Origin of the sequence: Streptomyces sp. NPDC045431, assembly GCF_040646655.1 — a bacterium.
In the GTDB taxonomy this organism is placed as follows: domain Bacteria; phylum Actinomycetota; class Actinomycetes; order Streptomycetales; family Streptomycetaceae; genus Streptomyces.
In genome coordinates, this window is record NZ_JBEZAQ010000007.1 from 66,422 (window position 1) to 83,261 (window position 16,840).

At 72.8% G+C, this 16,840-nt stretch carries 10 protein-coding genes; 8 read left to right on the plus strand and 2 right to left on the minus strand.

Annotation, left to right across the window (positions count from 1 at the left end):
* The first annotated feature begins 45 nt into the window (after nt 1-45).
* The 3 genes from fsxC to AB0A69_RS17425 all read left to right on the plus strand — a co-directional run bounded on the left by fsxC (nt 46) and on the right by AB0A69_RS17425 (nt 6,594).
* Complete coding sequence (gene fsxC, locus AB0A69_RS17415; RefSeq protein WP_361421850.1) at nt 46-1,377, plus strand: FxsC protein; 1,332 nt, start codon at nt 46-48, stop codon at nt 1,375-1,377.
* Nucleotides 1,361-5,305: an FxSxx-COOH system tetratricopeptide repeat protein gene (gene fxsT, locus AB0A69_RS17420; RefSeq protein ID WP_361421853.1), complete on the plus strand. Its 3,945-nt coding sequence runs from the start codon at nt 1,361-1,363 to the stop codon at nt 5,303-5,305. The genes fsxC and fxsT overlap by 17 nt, the downstream gene beginning before the upstream one ends.
* 62 nt (nt 5,306-5,367) lie before the next feature.
* Nucleotides 5,368-6,594: a TerD family protein gene (locus tag AB0A69_RS17425; protein WP_361421856.1), complete on the plus strand. Its 1,227-nt coding sequence runs from the start codon at nt 5,368-5,370 to the stop codon at nt 6,592-6,594.
* Between the two features lie 125 nt (nt 6,595-6,719).
* Here the strand turns inward: AB0A69_RS17425 and AB0A69_RS17430 are convergent, their stop codons facing one another.
* Nucleotides 6,720-7,607: an alpha/beta fold hydrolase gene (locus tag AB0A69_RS17430; RefSeq protein WP_361421859.1), complete on the minus strand. Its 888-nt coding sequence runs from the start codon at nt 7,605-7,607 to the stop codon at nt 6,720-6,722.
* Between the two features lie 234 nt (nt 7,608-7,841).
* On the opposite strand from AB0A69_RS17430, the gene AB0A69_RS17435 reads away from it, so the two are divergent.
* Nucleotides 7,842-8,915, plus strand: a complete 1,074-nt coding sequence (locus AB0A69_RS17435) for a S1 family peptidase (protein WP_361421862.1) — start codon at nt 7,842-7,844, stop codon at nt 8,913-8,915.
* 84 nt (nt 8,916-8,999) lie between these two features.
* On the opposite strand, the gene AB0A69_RS17440 is transcribed toward AB0A69_RS17435, so the two are convergent.
* On the minus strand, nt 9,000-10,007 hold the full coding sequence (locus tag AB0A69_RS17440; RefSeq protein WP_361421865.1) for a DUF3533 domain-containing protein: 1,008 nt from the start codon (nt 10,005-10,007) through the stop codon (nt 9,000-9,002).
* Nucleotides 10,008-10,148: 141 nt separating this feature from the next.
* Here AB0A69_RS17440 and AB0A69_RS17445 point away from each other — a divergent pair, with 141 nt between their 5' ends.
* The 4 genes from AB0A69_RS17445 (at nt 10,149) to AB0A69_RS17460 (ending at nt 16,824) form a co-directional block, all read left to right on the plus strand.
* The gene (locus AB0A69_RS17445; RefSeq protein WP_361421868.1) at nt 10,149-13,607 is read left to right on the plus strand and encodes a DNA polymerase III subunit alpha; all 3,459 of its coding nucleotides are present in this window, start codon (nt 10,149-10,151) and stop codon (nt 13,605-13,607) included.
* On the plus strand, nt 13,604-14,578 hold the full coding sequence (locus tag AB0A69_RS17450; RefSeq protein ID WP_361421871.1) for a hypothetical protein: 975 nt from the start codon (nt 13,604-13,606) through the stop codon (nt 14,576-14,578). The genes AB0A69_RS17445 and AB0A69_RS17450 overlap by 4 nt, the downstream gene beginning before the upstream one ends.
* Nucleotides 14,579-14,891: 313 nt before the next feature.
* Entirely contained in the window at nt 14,892-15,764 is an 873-nt protein-coding gene (locus AB0A69_RS17455; protein ID WP_361421874.1) for an alpha/beta fold hydrolase, read from the plus strand.
* A 10-nt stretch (nt 15,765-15,774) separates the two neighbouring features.
* A complete protein-coding gene (locus tag AB0A69_RS17460; RefSeq protein ID WP_361421876.1) occupies nt 15,775-16,824 on the plus strand; it encodes an LLM class flavin-dependent oxidoreductase in 1,050 nt (349 codons plus the stop codon).
* Nucleotides 16,825-16,840 lie beyond the last annotated feature (16 nt).

A 16,840-nucleotide genomic window follows, 5' to 3' on the forward strand; every position in this document is an offset into this window, starting at 1 on the left:
CCTTCCCATCCTTGATGCGAGTGGTTCACACAGGACGGGGGTCGCGTGACGTCACCGCAACGGCGAGGGGCGGATCATCGGCCGTACTTTTTTCTGAGTTACGCCCACACGCCGAGGTACGGAGCCGGAGGCCCCGATCCCGACATGTGGGTGGAACGGCTGTTCCGCGATTTGTGCGGCCATGTAATGGCCATGACCGATCTGCCGGCCGGAGCCGAAGCCGGATTCATGGACCGGGAGATACGCTCCGGCGAAGGCTGGTCGGAACGGCTGGGCGAGGTCCTGGCCAACTGCCGCGTCTTCGTCCCGCTCTTCTCGCCGCGCTATTTCGCCAGCGAGATGTGCGGCAAGGAATGGTTCGCCTTCGCCCAGCGCGCCATCTACCACCAGGCGAAACACAACAGACCCGCCGACGCCATCGTCCCCGCCCTCTGGGTCCCCGTCCCCCCGGAACAACTCCCCGGCCCCGCCGAACGGCTCCAGTTCAACCACCGCGCCTTCGGCGACCGCTATGTCACCGACGGACTGTACGGCCTGATCAAACTCCGGATATTCGCCGAGGAGTACGAGCGAGCCGTCTACGAACTGGCGAAGCGCATCGTCTCCGTCGCCGACTCCACCGCCATCGGCCCCGGCCGGCCCGTCGACTACCGCCTCGCCCCCAGCGCCTTCGGCCAGCCCGGCGGCGGCCCCCGCCCCATCCAGGTCACCGTCGCCGCCCCCACCCGCCACGACCTCCCCGAGGGCCGCGCCCCCGAGTACTACGGCGACCTGCCGCAGGACTGGAACCCGTACCACCCCGAATCCTCCCGGCCCCTCGCCTACGTCGCCCAGGACCTGGTCCGCGCGCTCAACTACCAGGCCACGGTCGCCTCCTTCGACCACGACACCGGGCCGCTGGACGCCAAGCAGCCCCCCACCCGGCCCGAGATCCTCCTCGTCGACCGCTGGGCCCTCCAGGACGAGGAACGCCGCGAGCGGCTCGCCGCCTTCGACGCCGAGCACCGGCCCTGGGTCAGCGTCGTCGTCCCCCGCAACCACATGGACTACCAGAGCCGCGCCGCCGACACCGAGCTCACCGGGAAGCTCGAAGCGACCATGCCCGTCAAGATGGGCCAGGGCCGCGCCGCCAGCCGCGCCGCCGCCCGCGGCGTACCGAGCATGGAGGCCTTCGGCCAGATCCTGCCCCAGGTGGTCGAGGCGGCCGCCCAGCAGTACCTGCGGCACGCCGCCGTCTACCCGCCCGCCGGCGGCCGCCACACCGAGCGCCCGCGGCTGCGCGGCCCCATGGCCGCCGGGTACGCCACCACGCACTTCACCCCCGAGACGCACGAGATCGCGCCCGATGCGGAGGACTTGGATGACCGCCAGTCGTGACGGACGCCGTGACGGACGCATCGTCACCTTCTACTCGTACAAGGGTGGTACGGGACGGACGATGGCCCTGGCCAACACGGCCTGGATCCTCGCCGCGAACGGCAAGCGGGTCCTGGCCGTCGACTGGGACCTGGAGGCACCCGGGCTGCACCGCTTCTTCCACCCCTTCCTCGATCCGTCCACGCTCGGCGCCACCACCGGTGTCATCGACCTGATCACCGAGTACGCCTGGGCCGCCACCAGCCCCGTCCAGCGGCCCGACGACTGGCACCGCGACTACGCGCGCATCCAGCCGCACGCCGTCTCCCTCACCCCCGAGGCGCTCGGCTGGCAGTTCCCCGACGGCGGCACCCTCGACTTCGTCTCCGCCGGCCGGCAGAACCGCGAGTACTCCGCCACCGTCTCCACCTTCGACTGGGACAACTTCTACGACCGCCTCGGCGGCGGGCACTTCTTCGACGCCCTGCGCGACGACATGAAGGCCACCTACGACTACGTCCTCATCGACAGCCGCACCGGCCTCTCCGACATCGCCGACATCTGCACCGTCCACCTCCCGGACGCCCTGGTCGACTGCTTCACCCTCAGCGACCAGTCCATGGACGGCGCCGCCGCCGTCGCCCGGCAGATCGACGAGCGGTACGGCGGCCGCGGCATCCGGATATTCCCCGTGCCCATGCGCATCGACGAGGGCGAGAAGGAGAAGGCCGACGCCGGCCGCGCCCTGGCCCGGCTGAAGTTCGACGGCTTCCCGAGCGGACTCACCGGTGAGGAGCTCGCCTCCTACTGGGGCGCCGTCGAGATCCCGTACCGGCCGTACTACGCGTACGAGGAGACCCTCGCCACCTTCGGCGACGACGCCGGCATCGCCAATTCGCTGCTCTCCGCCTTCGAGCGGCTCACCGCCGTCATCACCGACGGCGAGGTCACCGCCATGCCGTCCGTCAACGACGAGGTGCGGCTGCGGATCCGCGACGCCTTCACCCGCCGCCGCCCCGCCCAGCCCGCCGACCTGTTCCTGTCGTACGTCGCCGAGAACCGGATGTGGGCCGACTGGATCGAGTCCGTCCTCACCCGGGCCGGCTTCCGCGTCGTACCCCGCGACGTCTCCGCCGACCCCGCCGTCTCGGGCAGCGACCCCCTGGAGGCCGCCGAGAGCGCCGCCCGCACGGTGGTCCTGCTCTCCAGCGCCTACCTGAAGTCCTCCCGCGCCGTGCAGGTCTGGGAGCGGGCCGCCGCCGAGGACCCGGGCGGCGGGCGGCGCCAGCTGCTGCCGCTGCGCGTCGGCGACGTCCGGCTCACCGCCCCGTACATCGACCGCAACCCCGTGGACCTGTACCGGCTCGACGAGGTGGGCGCCACCGCCGCGCTGCTGCGCGCCCTGGACCGGCCCGTCAAACTCAACGAGGGCGTGCCGCCCGGGCCGCGGTTCCCCGGCACCGTGCCGAAGATCTGGAACGCGCCGCCCCGCAACCCCGGCTTCACCGGCCGGTCGATGGTGCTGGAGCGGATGCGCGACCAGCTCGGCGGCGGCCTCGCCGTCGTCCTGCCGCAGCCGCAGACCCTGTACGGGCTCGGTGGCGTCGGCAAGACGCAGGTGGCACTGGAGTACGTGCACCGCTTCATGGCCGACTACGACCTGGTGTGGTGGGTCTCCGCCGAGCAGACGGACGACGTCATCGCCTCCCTCGCCGAACTCGCCGTACGGCTCGGCGCGCAGGTCGGCGAGGACATGGCCTCCGCGTCCCAGGAGGCCATCGACCTGCTGCGGCGCGGGGTGCCCACCAACCGCTGGCTGCTGGTCTTCGACAACGCCGACGACCCCGACGCGCTGAAGCGCTTCTTCCCCACCGGCGGCCACATCCTGGTGACCTCCCGGAACCAGACGTGGTCGCAGTACGGGGACGCGCTGCCCGTCGACGTGTTCCTGCGCGAGGAGTCCATCGAGCACCTCCAGCGCCGTGCCAAGGGGCTGACCGCCGAGGACGCCGACAAGGTGGCGACCGCCGTCGGCGACCTGCCGCTGGCCGTCGAGCAGGCCGCCGCCTGGATCGCCGAGACCGCCACGCCCGTCTCCGCCTACCTGGAGCAGCTGGAACAGGCCGCCGCCAGCACGCTCGCCCTCAACCAGCCGGCCGGCTACCCCGAGCCGGTCGCGGCCACCTGGAACGTCTCCATCGCACGGCTCCAGGAGCGCTCACCGGCCGCCGTGCGGCTGCTGCAGCTGTGCGCCTTCTTCGCGCCCGAGCCGATCCACGCCAACCTGCTGTACAGCAAGCAGATGATCGAGGCGCTCAAGCCGTACGACGCGTCGCTCCAGGAGAAGCTGGTGCTGGGGCGGGTGATCCGGGAGATCGGACGGTTCGCCCTCGCCAAGGTCGACCAGGTCTCCAACTCCATCCAGGTGCACCGGCTGGTGCAGGCCGTCATCCGCTCCCAGCTGACGGAGGAGGAGCAGAAGGAGGCCCGGCACGCCGTCCACCGCATCCTCGCCGGGGCGCGGCCCGACGACGACGAGCCGATCGACAACCCCGAGACCTGGCCCCGGTTCGCCACCATCTGGCCCCACCTCGGCCCGTCGGAGGCGCGCCTGTGCCGGGACCCCGAGACCCGGCGGCTCCTCATCGACCGGGTGCGCTACCTGTGGAAGCGCGGCGACTGGCAGACCGCGTGGTCGCTCGGCACCGAGCTGCGGGACGCCTGGCGCGAGATGCTGGGCAACGACGACCTCCAGTACCTGTACCTGCGCTTCCACCTGTCGAACATCCTGCGCTCGCAGGGGCGTTACGTGGAGGCCCGGGAGCTCGACGAGGTCACGCTGGAGCGGCAGCGGGAGGTCCTCGGGCCCTCGCACCCGCACACGTACATGACGACCAGCGGCCTCGCCATGGACCTCGGCACGCTGGGCGAGTACGGCAGGGCCATGGAGCTGGCGACCGAGGCGCACGAGGGCTTCAGCCAGATCTTCCACGAGGCCCACCCGAGGACGCTGGCCGCCGCCAACAACCTGGCGCTCAACCTGCGCATGGTCGGGCAGTACGCCCGGGCCCGGGAGATCGACCAGGAGGTCTTCGACCGCCGCACCGAGGTCCTCGGACCCGAGCACCCGTACACCCTGTCGTCCGCCACCTCGCTCGCCCGCGACCTGCGGGAGGTCGGGCGGTACGAGGACTCGGTGACGCTGCTCAGCCGGACGTACGAGATCTACAAGGACACCCTCGGACGGGCCTTCCCCGGCACGCTCGCCGCCGCCAAGTCGCTCGCCGTCTCCCTGCGGCGGGCCGGCCGCCTGGAGGACGCGCGGCGGCTCACCACCGCCACGCGCAACCGTTACCGCGCCAAGTACACCTCGGCCAACCCCGACTCCCTCGCCTGCGACCTCAACCTGGCGGCGGACCTGTACGCGGCCGGGGAGCCGGTGGCGGCGCGGGACCTCGCGCAGGAGGTCGTGGACCAGTACATGAAGGTGCCGGGGGAGCGGCACCCGTACACCCTCGCCGCGCTCAACAACCTCGGCATCTACCAGTGGGGCTGCGGGATGCCCGACACCGCCGAGCAGACCCTCCGGGCCACGCTGCGGGTGCTGGTCGAGGTGCTCGGCGACCGCCACCCGCACGTGCTGTTCTGCACGGTGAACCTCGCCAACGCCAAGGCCGACCTCGGCGAGCTGGAGGAGGCGCTGCGCATCGAGCGGCGCACGGTGGGCCTGCTCCGCGAGGTGCTCGGCGGCCACCACCCGGAGGTGCTGGCCGTCGCCTCCAACATGTCCGTCACGCTCGGCGCGCTGGGCCGCAAGGACGAGGCGGCCCACCTGCGCGCCGAGACCGCGGAGGAACTGTCGCGCCAGCTCGGCGAGGACCACGCGCTCACCCGCCTGGCCCGCGACGAGCGCCGCGTCCACCGGGACCTGGAGCCGCTGGCGGTGTGAGGCGGGTCCTCCGCTCCGAGGCCGACCGACGGCCTGGTGATCCATGGCGCATGATGAGCGGCATGGATCGCATAACGAAGGCCACCGGTCACTGGGTGCCGTCGGTTGTTCTGCGCATCGGCACAGCCGGCGCAGAGACGGCGGCGTTGCTGCTGGACTCCTCCGGCCGGGTCCGCGGCGACGCGGATCTGGTCTTCCACGGTCAGCCCGCGCACCCGTCGGGCGCGGTCCGGCTCGGCCCGGCCGGGCTCGCCCTGGATCTGAACGGGGTCGAGCCGGCGGTGGAACGGATCGTGGTAGCCGGCTGGACCCGGCACAGCGCCTTCAGGGCGCTCCCCACACTCAAGGCCGTCGCGCCGGACGGAGCAGACATCGTCACGTACACGGTGGCGGAGGAAGCGGAGGTGTCCGCAGTCGCCCTCGGCGCCTTCTTCCGGGAGGCAGACGGCTGGAAGTTCGACGGTCTCGGGCAGGGCTACGGCTCCGGGCTCGCGGGGCTCATCGCGTCGTACGGCATCGAGGTGGCCGACGCGGACCGGCCGACGGTCCTGTCCGGGCCGGTGCCGCTGACCGGTGTGGTGAAGATGCCTGGCCAGGCGCCGCCCGAGGAGGGGGCGTACGTGCCGGGACTCTATCCGCCGCCGGAGCGGCCGTATCGGTTGCTGGAGGGATGGGAGTTCGGCCCGGTCTTCGAGCCGTTCACCGCCGAGGGGCACGGCAACCAGGTGGTCACGGTCGGCGCCGGGCTGCCGTCCGGTCCGGTCCTCGTCGAGGTCGCGCACGAGGGCGAGGGGTACTTCGCCCTCTACCCGCTCGACGAACGCAACAAGGACGAGGAGTACGTCTTCGCCGTATCGCTGCCGGACCTGCGGGGCAGCCGCGTCGTCCACGCGCCCAAGGACCGCCCCCTGCGGTTCCGGGTCGTCGCCGAGAACCGGTGGATCCTACGGGTCAAGCCGATGGCCGCTGCCCGCCGGCTGGAGGGGGTCCTTCACGGTTACGGACCCGAGATCCTCATCCATCCAGGCAAGGGGGTCGACCTGAGGGTGGACTTCGCCGGGGGGCCGGGCCATGGCGGTGGCTTTGTCAGCGTCCGGGCACACGAGGTTGCCGGCCACTACCGGATGCGGCTCGATCCGTCTGGGCTGCTCCACGACTCCGGGGCGCTTCGGCGGACGGTCCCCGTCATGGACGGCCCAGTGGTAATGGACTACTACGCCCTGGGTCCTTGGACGCTCACCGTGAAGGAGCTGCATTCTGCAGCCGCGGGATCGTCCTCGCGGCTCTGAGTGATATGCACGTCCGACTGGACCGGGCGGACACGTGCCCGAGGCCGAACAACTGCGGCGGCGGGCGGAACCGCTCCCGCTCACTCCAGACGCCTGACTGTCCGGAGCCCCAGCCCCCGACCTCGTCAGGGCACCGGCCGGGCCGGGGGCTCCTCCAGGAGCCAGGTCAGTACGCGGGGCAGTGCGTGCAGCGCGTCGAAGTGGGCCGCCGACGGTTCCAGGACGGCCGTCGCGCCGGGGATGCGGGCGGCCAGCCAGCGGGAGTGGCCCACCGGTGAGAAGACGTCCTGCTCGCCGTGCCAGAGGAGCACCTGGCCCGGGATGTCCGCCGGGTCGAAGCCCCACGGGCTGCAGAAGGCCAGGGCGTCGTCGATCCAGCCGTACGCGGAGGTCCGCAGCGCCTCCTGGTAGTTGCGCAGGAGCATCGAGCGGACGCCCGCGTCGGAGACGACCATCCGGTCGGAGGCGGTCAGCTCGCGGCGCAGGTCGTCCAGGAGCCGGACCGGGTCCTGGCGGATCGCGTCGGCGCGGGGGGTGAGGCGGGCGGCGACGCCGTCGGGGTCGGTGGTGGCGGCCGTGTACTCGATGACGTTCGACGCGGCCATGCCCTCGAACCAGTCGAGCCCGTCCGCGTCACGCGGCGCCAGCGTCACCAGCGCCGCGGTGCGCGTCACCCGCTCGGGGATGAGCGCCGCGCAGGCCAGCGCGTGCGGGGCGCCGCCGGAACGGCCCACCACCGCGAACCGCTCCAGGTCCAGCGCGTCGGCGATGGCCGTCACGTCCTGGACCACGTCCGCCACACTCCGGCCGGGCAGGCGGTCCGAGCCGCCGTAGCCGGGGCGGTCGTACGCGATGAGCTGCATGCCGCGCTGGTAGAGCACCATGCCGCGGGGCGCCGGGCCGAGTCGGCTGCCCGGTGTGCCGTGGAGCAGGAAGACGGGACGGCCCCGCGGGTCCCCGAGGCGCTCCACCATGAGATGCCGGCCGTCCGCCGTGCGTACGCGACGTCGCAAGCCCCCGCCTCCTCCGCTGGGTCACAGGTCTGATGATGACCCATCAGAGGGGGCGCGCGGGGGACGCATTGTCGCCTTACCGGCGTGGGAGCGCCGGGGGCGCATAGTGAAAATCGCGTGCGCGTCCCGAAGTCGACCTTGTGTGCTACCTGTTTGCATCGGGATAGTGGACTCCCATCCTCCGTGTCAGGTCACCCCACTTGTCCTGGTACGGCCCCCCACAGGAGGTCGAAGTTGAAGCATCGGCGCATACCCAAAAGGCGTGCGGCGCTGGCCGGCGGAGCCGCGGTGGCCCTGCTGGGCGCGGGCATCACGTTCCAGACGGCGAACGCCAGTGACGCGGAGGTGAGGCCGCTGTCCGTGACGGCGGCCGGAAACCTCGCCTCGACGCTCACCGAGCGGCTCGGCGGCGACGCGGCCGGCGCGTACTACGACGCGAAGTCCCGGGCACTCGTGGTCAACGTGGTCGACGAGGACGCGGCCGATACCGTCCGCGAGGCGGGCGGCAAGGCGAGAGTCGTCGAACACAGCCTGGCCGAGCTCGCCGACGCCCGGCGGACCCTGACGGACCGGGCGACCATGCCGGGGACCTCCTGGGCCCTGGACCCGGTGACGAACAAGGTGGTCGTCACGGCGGACGGGACCGTGAAGGGCGCGTCGTGGGAGAAGCTGAGCGGCGTGGTGCGGGGCCTGGGGTCGAAGGCGGAACTGAAGCGCACCTCGGGTGTGTTCACGCCGTTCCTCCGGGGCGGTGACGCCATCCACAGCGGAGGCGGCCGCTGCTCGCTGGGCTTCAACGTGGTGAAGGACGGCCAGCCGCACTTCCTCACCGCGGGCCACTGCGGCAAGGCCGGCAGCCGCTGGTCGGCGACCGCGGGCGGTCCCGCGATCGGCACGATGGTCGACTCGCGCTTCCCGGGCGACGACTTCTCGCTGGTCAGGTACCACAGCATGACCCCGGAGCCGAGCGAGGTGAACCTCTACAACGGCAGCGTGCAGAAGATCACCAAGGCGGGCGAGGCGACCGTCGGGATGAAGGTGACCCGCAGCGGCTCGACCACCCAGGTCCACGAGGGCGAGGTCACCGGCCTCAACGCCACGGTCAACTACGGCAACGGCCAGATCGTGCACGGCCTCATCCAGACCAACGTCTGCGCCGAGCCGGGCGACAGCGGCGGCTCGCTCTTCGCGGGCGACACCGCGATCGGTCTGACCTCCGGCGGCAGCGGCAACTGCACGGCGGGCGGGACGACCTTCTTCCAGCCGGTGACGGAGCCGCTGAGGGTGTACGGCGCGCGGATCGGCTGACGCGGGACGGCCGGCGCGGTCCGGCCGACACGGGCACAAGGCCCCGGGCCCTCTTGGTGGAGGCCCGGGGTCTTGTCATGGTGCTCATGCCGGCATGCTCTTCTCCCTGCGTACCGCCGACGCCACCAGCGTGATCACGGTGCCGATCAGCGCCCAGATCGCGAGCACCTGCGCCGGGCCGGAGACCGCGTTGCCGCGGAAGTACGCGATCGAGCGCGCCGCCCACGTACCGGCGCCCGGCGGCAGGCCCGGGCCGATCGCGCGCCAGAAGTCCGGCAGCATCGGGGCCGGGAAGGCGCCGCCCGCGCTCGGGTTCCCGGCGATCACGATGAGCAGGACCGCCAGCCCGATGCCCACGACACCGGTGACCGCCTGGAGCGCGAGGGTCGCCGCGCCGACCGCGAAGACCACCAGAGCGCCCAGGCCCCACAGGCCCAGGATGCTGCCCGGCAGCGCGTCGAGCACGGGCCCGACGATGAGCGCCCCGCCGAGGCCGCCGGCGATTCCGGAGAGCGCGACGACGCCGAGGCGGATGATCGCCCGCTGGGGGTTCGAGGGCCGCGAGCCCGCGCTGATCGCGACGATCGACGCGCACAGGTAGCCGCCCACGCACCAGCCGACGACGAGGTAGAAGGCCGAGAGGCCGTTGAAGTCCCCGGGGGACGCGGGCGCGACGTCCACGGTACGGAGGGTGCGCCGCTGGTTCTGTTCGACGTCGGTGGTGATCCGGGTCAGCGCGTTGGCGAGGGCGGCGCCCCCGCCGGAGGCGACCAGCAGGGTGTCGGTGGTGCCCCGCGGGTCGACGATCAGCGCGCCGTCGATCTTCCGGTCCGTGATCTGCCGGCGCGCCTCCGCCTCGTCGCGGACCACCCGGGGGTCGAGCGGGTCCCCCGGCAGCCGACCCAGGCGGTCGGCGGTCTGGGCGGCGGCGGGGCCGGGGGCCACCACGCCGAAGGGCACGTCCCGGGGTTTCGGATGGTGCAGGGCGCCCACGTAGGAGGCGATGAAGAGCAGCTGCAGGGCGAGGACGCCGATGACCAGCAGCGCGGCCCGCGGGGTGACGGCGTTCTTGACCTCGTCGGCGAACTTCATGCCCCCACGCTCCGGGGCTGCGCCTGTTCGCGCAGGTGGGGTGGGCTGAATGGTCGATGCGCATTGTGTCGTACAGACGTTCGAACTTGGTCTATGGTGGTGAGCGGGGGAGGTGAGAGCGGATCGATCCAGGAGGTGCGGGTGCCAGGCTTCACGCATCTGCACACCGTTTCGGGCTTCTCCCTGCGGTACGGGGCCTCCCACCCGGAGCGGCTCGCGGCGCGCGCCGCCGAGCGCGGCATGGACGCCGTCGCCCTGACCGACCGCGACACCGTCGCGGGCGCGGTCCGCTTCGCCCTGGCCTGCGCCAAGGAGGGCGTCCGCCCCCTGTTCGGCGTCGACCTCGCGATCGGCGCGCCGGCGCGGGAGGACGGGCCACAGGGCGGGTCGCCCACCGAGCGGCGCCGCACCCCCGTGCGCGGCGGCGCCTTCGTCGACGAGTCCGCGCCCCGCGCGCTCTTCCTCGCCCGCTCCCGGGCGGGCTGGGCCACCGTGTGCCGGCTGATCACCGCCGCGCACGCCGCCGGAGGCCCCACGCCGCTGCTGCCCTGGCGGGACAACCACGGCGACGACGTGACCGTGCTGCTCGGACCCGACTCCGAGGTCGGCCGCGCCCTCGCCGCCGGACGGCCCGACCGCGCCGCCCGGCTCCTCGCCCCCTGGCGCGAGACGTACGGCGACGCCCTGCGCCTGGAGGTCGTCCACCACGGCCGCACCGGCACCGGCCCCGGCTCGCTGCGGCACGCCGCCCGCACCCTCGGCCTCGCCGCCGAGCAGGGCGTACGGGCCGTGCTCAGCAACGCCGTGCGGTACGCCGACCCCGGCCTCGGCCCGGTCGCCGACGTCCTCGACGCGGCCCGCCGCCTGGTGCCGATCGACCCGCGCAAGGGCCTCGACAGCGGGGAGCGCTGGCTCAAGGACCCGGCCGCGATGGCCGCCACCGCCGGGCGCGTCGCCGAGGCCGCCGGCTTCCGCCGCGACACCGCGCACCGGCTGCTCGCCCTCACCGAGGAGACCGCCGCCGCGTGCCTCGTCGACCCCGAGGACGACCTCGGCATCGGCAGCGTGCACTTCCCCGAGGCGCACCTCGTCGGCGCGGACCGGCGCACCGCCGAGCGGGTGCTGCGCTCGCGCTGCGCCGCCGGGATGGTGCTGCGCGGCCACGACCGGAAGCGCGCGTACTGGACCCGCCTGGACGACGAGCTGCGCACGATCGAGCGGCTCGGCTTCGCCACGTACTTCCTCACCGTCGCCCAGGTCGTCGAGGACACCCGGAAGATGGGCATCCGGGTCGCCGCGCGCGGCTCCGGCGCCGGGTCGCTCGTCAACCACGTCCTCGGCATCGCCCACGCCGACCCCGTGGAGCAGGACCTGCTGATGGAGCGGTTCCTCTCCGTGCGGCGGCCCGCGCTGCCCGACATCGACATCGACGTGGAGTCCGCGCGCCGCCTGGAGGTCTACCGCGCGATCCTCGACCGCTTCGGCCCGGAGCGGGTCGCCGCCGTCGCCATGCCCGAGACGTACCGGGTGCGCCACGCCGTACGCGACGTGGGCGCCGCGCTGTCCATGGACCCGGCCGACATCGACCGGATCGCCAAGGCCTTCCCGCACATCCGCGCCCGCGACGCCCGCGCCGCGCTGGACGAGCTGCCCGAGCTGCGCGCGCTGGCGGGGGAGAAGGAGAGGTACGGCAGGCTGTGGGAGCTGGTCGAGGCGCTGGACGCGCTGCCGCGCGGTGCCGCCATGCATCCGTGCGGGGTGCTGCTCTCGGACGCCTCGCTGCTGCGGCGCACGCCGGTGGTGCCGACCAGCGGCGAGGGCTTCCCCATGTCCCAGTTCGACAAGGACGACGTGGAGGAGCTCGGCCTGCTCAAGCTCGACGTGCTCGGCGTGCGGATGCAGTCGGCGATGGCACACGCGGTCGCCGAGGTCGAGCGGGCGAGCGGCGAGGTCGTCGACATCGACGACCCGGAGCGGGTGCGGCCCGGCGACCCGGCCACGTACCGGCTCATCCAGTCGGCGGAGACGCTCGGCTGCTTCCAGATCGAGTCGCCGGGCCAGCGCGACCTGGTCGGGCGGCTCCAGCCGTCCACCTTCCACGACCTGGTCGTGGACATCTCGCTCTTCCGGCCCGGGCCGGTCGCGGCCGACATGGTGCGGCCGTTCATCGAGGCCCGGCACGGCCGGGCGCCCGTGCGCTATCCGCACCCGGACCTGGAGGACGCGCTGAAGGAGACGTACGGGGTCGTCGTCTTCCACGAGCAGATCATCAAGATCCTCGACATCATGACCGGCTGCGGCCGCGAGGAGGCCGACGCGGTGCGGCGCGGGCTGTCCGACCCCGAGTCGCAGGGCCGCATCAAGGTCTGGTTCGAGCGGCACGCCAAGGAGAGGGGGTACGCGGACGACGTGGTCGCCCGGACCTGGGAGATCGTCGAAGCCTTCGGGTCGTACGGCTTCTGCAAGGCGCACGCGGTGGCCTTCGCCGTACCGACGTACCAGTCGGCGTGGCTGAAGGCGCATTACCCGGCCGCCTTCTACGCCGGGTTGCTCACGCATGATCCCGGTATGTACCCCAAGCGGCTGCTGCTGGCGGACGCGCGGCGGCGCGGGGTGCCGGTGCTGCCGGTGGATGTGAACCGGTCGGCGGTCGCCCACCGTATCGAACTGGTGTCTGGTTCTTTGGGGAAGTGGGGCCTGCGGCTCGCCCTCGCGGACGTCCACGGGATGAGCGAGGCGGAGGCGGCGCGCATCGAGGCCGGGCAGCCGTACGCCTCCCTGCTCGACTTCTGGGAGCGGGCCCGGCCCAGCCGGCCCGTCGCCGAACGGCTCGCCCAGGTCGGCGCGTTGGACGCGTTCGGCGGCAACCGCCGCGACCTGCTGCTGCACCTCTCCGAACTCCACCGCATGCAGCGGGGCTCCGGCTCCTACGGCGACCAGCTGCCGCTCGCCGGCGGCCGGAAGTCCGCGCCGATCGGGCTGCCGGACCTCACCGAGGAGGAGCGGCTCAGTGCCGAGCTGGGCGTGCTGTCCATGGACGCCTCGCGGAACCTGATGAGCGATCACCATGCCTTCCTCGCCGAGCTCGGCGTCGTCTCCGCGCAGCGGCTGCGCGCGGCCCCGCACGGGCAGACCGTGTTGGTCGCGGGCGCCAAGGCGGCCACGCAGACCCCGCCCATCAGGTCCGGCCGGCGCGTCATCTTCACCACGCTCGACGACGGCACCGGCCTGGTCGACCTCGCCTTCTTCGACGACAGCCACGAGCGGTGCGCGCACACCGTCTTCCACTCCTGGCTGCTGCTCGTGCGCGGCGTGGTGCAGCGCCGCGGCCCGCGCAGCTACAGCGTGGTGGCCTCCGCCGCCTGGAACCTCGCCGAACTGGTGGAGCTGCGGCGCGAGGGCGGCCTGGACGCGGTCGCGGCGCGGCTGGCCGAGCCGGCGCCGGGCGGCGCCCCGCCGTCGTCCTCCGACAGCGGACGGCGCATCACGATGCCGACGGGCTACGAGATGAACCCCTGGGCCGACCTGCGCCCGGCGGGCGAGGGGGCGGCGAAGGTCCCGAAGAAGCTGTGGCACCAGAGTCAGGGGAGCGCGGGATGATCCTCTACGTACGATTCCGGCTGGAGCCCACTCGCGAGGGAGGAGGGGCCGAAGCACTGCTTCCGCAACTGGTCGGCATGCTCGGCCAGTTCACGCCCGTCGTCGAGGCGGCCCCGCCCGACGCCGCGCTCGCCGACGTCCGCGGAGCCGTACGGTACTTCGGGCGCGGCCCCGCCGAACTCGCCGCTGTGATCCGGGTCCGGGCGCTCGCCCTGTACGGCGTCGAGTGCGCCATCGGCGCCGGACCCAACCCGATGCTCGCCCGCATGGCGGCGCGGGACGCGGCACCCGGCACGACCCTGGTGGTGGAGGACGCCGAGGCGTTCCTGCGGGACAAGCCGGTCGCCGCGCTGTACGGCGTCGGTCCCGCCACCGCGCGCACGCTCTGCGCGTACGGGCTCGACTCCATCGGGCGCGTCGCCGCCGCGCCGCTCGCCGTGCTCCAGCGGATCGTCGGCGCGCGGGCCGGACGCGAACTGTGGGAGCGGGCCCGGGGCGTCGACCGCACGGCCGTCGTCCCGAACGCCGCCTCCCGCTCCGTCGGGGCCGAGCGGGCCTTCGACCGCGACGAGCTGGACCGGGAGCGGCACCGGCGCGCCCTGCTGTCGCTCGCCGGGGAGCTGGGCGCGCGGATGCGGGGCGAGGGACAGGTGTGCCGCTCGCTGACGCTGACCGTGCGGTACGCCGACCGGACCGCGACCACGCGGACGCGTACCCTGCGCGAACCGAGCGCCCACTCGGCGGACCTGGCGGCCACCGCGTACGCGATGCACGAGGCGCTCGGGCTGCAGCGGGCCCGGGTGCGGGCCGTCGGGCTGCGCGCGGAGGGGCTGATGCCCGCCGAACACGCCGCGCACCAGCTCTCCTTCGACGCGGCGGACGAGAAGGCGCGGCGGCTGGAGGCGGTGGCGGACAAGGCGCGCGCCCGGTTCGGGCCGGGCATCATCGGCCCGGGCTCGCTGGCGGCGTAACGCGGCCGAGTCGTGCGTACGAGTCGTGCGTAACGGGACCGAGTGACGCGGCCGGGTCGCGCGTAACAGGGCCGAGCGGCGTGGCCGAGGGGTGCGTAACGCGGCGCGGCGTAACGGGGCCCAGTCGCACATAGCGCGGCGCGGTGTAACGCGGCCGCTTTTTTACCGACGCGTAACTTCCCCTGCCCCGCTACCTCTGCGTAATTTGGCATGAACGCGGCAATCCCCATGCCGCGTCCCCCATCAGTGGTCCGGGCCACGGGGCGTCCCGCCGACGCCCCACCCATTCCTCGAGCCGCAGGGAGACCACTCGATGCTGCCCTCACCCCTCCGCCGCGCGTTCAGAGCGACGCTGGCCGCCCTGGCCCTCACCGCCGCCGCGACCCTCACCCCGGCCGCGGGAACCGCCCACGCCGCCACCGCGCCCAGCAGCGGCTGGAACGACTACTCCTGCAAGCCGTCCGCGGCCCACCCCCGGCCCGTCGTGCTCGTCCACGGCACGTTCGCCAACTCCGTCGACAACTGGCTCGGCCTCGCGCCGTACCTGGTCCGGCGCGGCTACTGCGTCTTCTCGCTCGACTACGGGCAGCTGCCCGGCGTGCCGTTCGTCCACGGCCTCGGCCCCATCGAGAAGTCGGCCGAACAGCTCGACGCGTACGTCGACGAGGTCCTCGCCGCGACCGGCGCCGCCGAGGCCGACCTCGTCGGCCACTCGCAGGGCGGCATGATGCCCCGCCACTACCTCAAGTTCCTCGGCGGCGCCGACAAGGTGAACGCCCTCGTCGGCATCGCCCCCGACAACCACGGCACCACGCTGCTCGGCCTGACCGCGCTGCTGCCGTACTTCCCCGGCGTGGCCCACCTGCTGAACGAGAAGACCCCGGCCCTCGCCGACCAGGTGGCCGGCTCGCCGTTCCTGACGAAGCTCAACGAGGGCGGTGACACCGTCCCCGGCGTCGACTACACCGTCATCGCCACCCGGTACGACCAGGTCGTCACGCCGTACCGCTCCCAGTTCCTCGACGGCCCGCGTGTCCGAAACGTGCTCCTCCAGGACCTGTGCCCCCTGGACTTCTCCGAGCACGTGGCGATAGGGCTGACCGACCGGATCGTGTTCCACGAGGTCGTGAACGCGCTGGATCCGGCGCACGCGACACCGACCACGTGCGCGTCAGTCGTCAACTGAAGGGACTGAAGTGAAGTTCAGCTACGTGCTCCTTCCCGACTACCCGCTGACCGACTCCCTGGCCTCCATCAGGCTCGCCGACGAACTCGGCTTCCACGCCTGCTACGCCGCCGACGAGACCTGGCACAAGGACATGTGGCTGCTCTTCGCGGCGGCGGCCGGACAGACCAGCCGCATCCGCTTCGGACCCAGCCTCTCCTCCGTCGTCCTGCGCGAACCCACCCTCATCGCGCAGTCCCTCGCCACCCTCGACGAACTGTCCGGCGGACGCGCCGAAGGCGTGATCTCCAGCGGGAACTTCGGCCTCCTCGCCCAGTACGGCATCGACTGGGCCGGGCAGCGCCCGCTGTCCCGCACCAAGGAGGCGCTGCACGTCATCCGCACCCTGCTGGACGAGGGCACCCTCACGTACGACGGCGAGTTCTTCCGGTACGACGGGCTGTTCACCTTCGCCCGCCCCGTACAGGACCACCTGCCGGTCAAACTGGGCGCGATGCGCGGGCCCAGGTCCTTCGAGGCGGCGGGCGAGCTGTCGGACGGCTGCCACCACGCGCTCAGCTACACGCGCGAGGCGTACGACTACGCCGTCGGCCGTATCCGCGCCGGCGCCGAGCGCGCGGGCAAGGACTGGCGGTCCCTCGACATCGGGGCGTGGGTGGTCTTCGCCACCGGGCCCGACGGGGCGAAGGCCAAGGAGGCCGCCCGCTCCATGGTCGGCATCTACGCCTCCGCCATGCCGGAGGAGCAGTTGCGCCGCAACGGTGTCGACCCGGCGGAGCTCAAGCCGGTGATCGACGCCATCGGCGCCGGCGACCTCGCCCGGGGCATCGAGCTGACCTCGCCGGAGGTCGCGGAGAAGCTGTCGGTGTCGGGCACGCCCGAGGAGTGCCTGGAGAAGATCCGCCGCGAGATCGAGCCGAGCGGGGTCAACCACATGATCTGCGCCGTCACGGACCGAGCGCTGGTGCGGGCCTTCACCGGTCGGGACCTGGAGGGCGTCGCGGACGTGGACACGCAGCTGCGCCTGATCCACGACCACCTCATGCCGGTGTGGGAGTGAGCGTGGCATGACGGTG

Coding starts and splice junctions, on each gene's coding strand:
- fxsT (WP_361421853.1), top strand. CDS start 1,361: ATGACCGCCAGTCGTGACGGACGCCGTGACGGACGCATCGTCACCTTC.
- AB0A69_RS17425 (WP_361421856.1), top strand. CDS start 5,368: ATGGATCGCATAACGAAGGCCACCGGTCACTGGGTGCCGTCGGTTGTT.
- AB0A69_RS17440 (WP_361421865.1), bottom strand. CDS start 10,007: ATGAAGTTCGCCGACGAGGTCAAGAACGCCGTCACCCCGCGGGCCGCG.
- AB0A69_RS17450 (WP_361421871.1), top strand. CDS start 13,604: ATGATCCTCTACGTACGATTCCGGCTGGAGCCCACTCGCGAGGGAGGA.
- AB0A69_RS17455 (WP_361421874.1), top strand. CDS start 14,892: ATGCTGCCCTCACCCCTCCGCCGCGCGTTCAGAGCGACGCTGGCCGCC.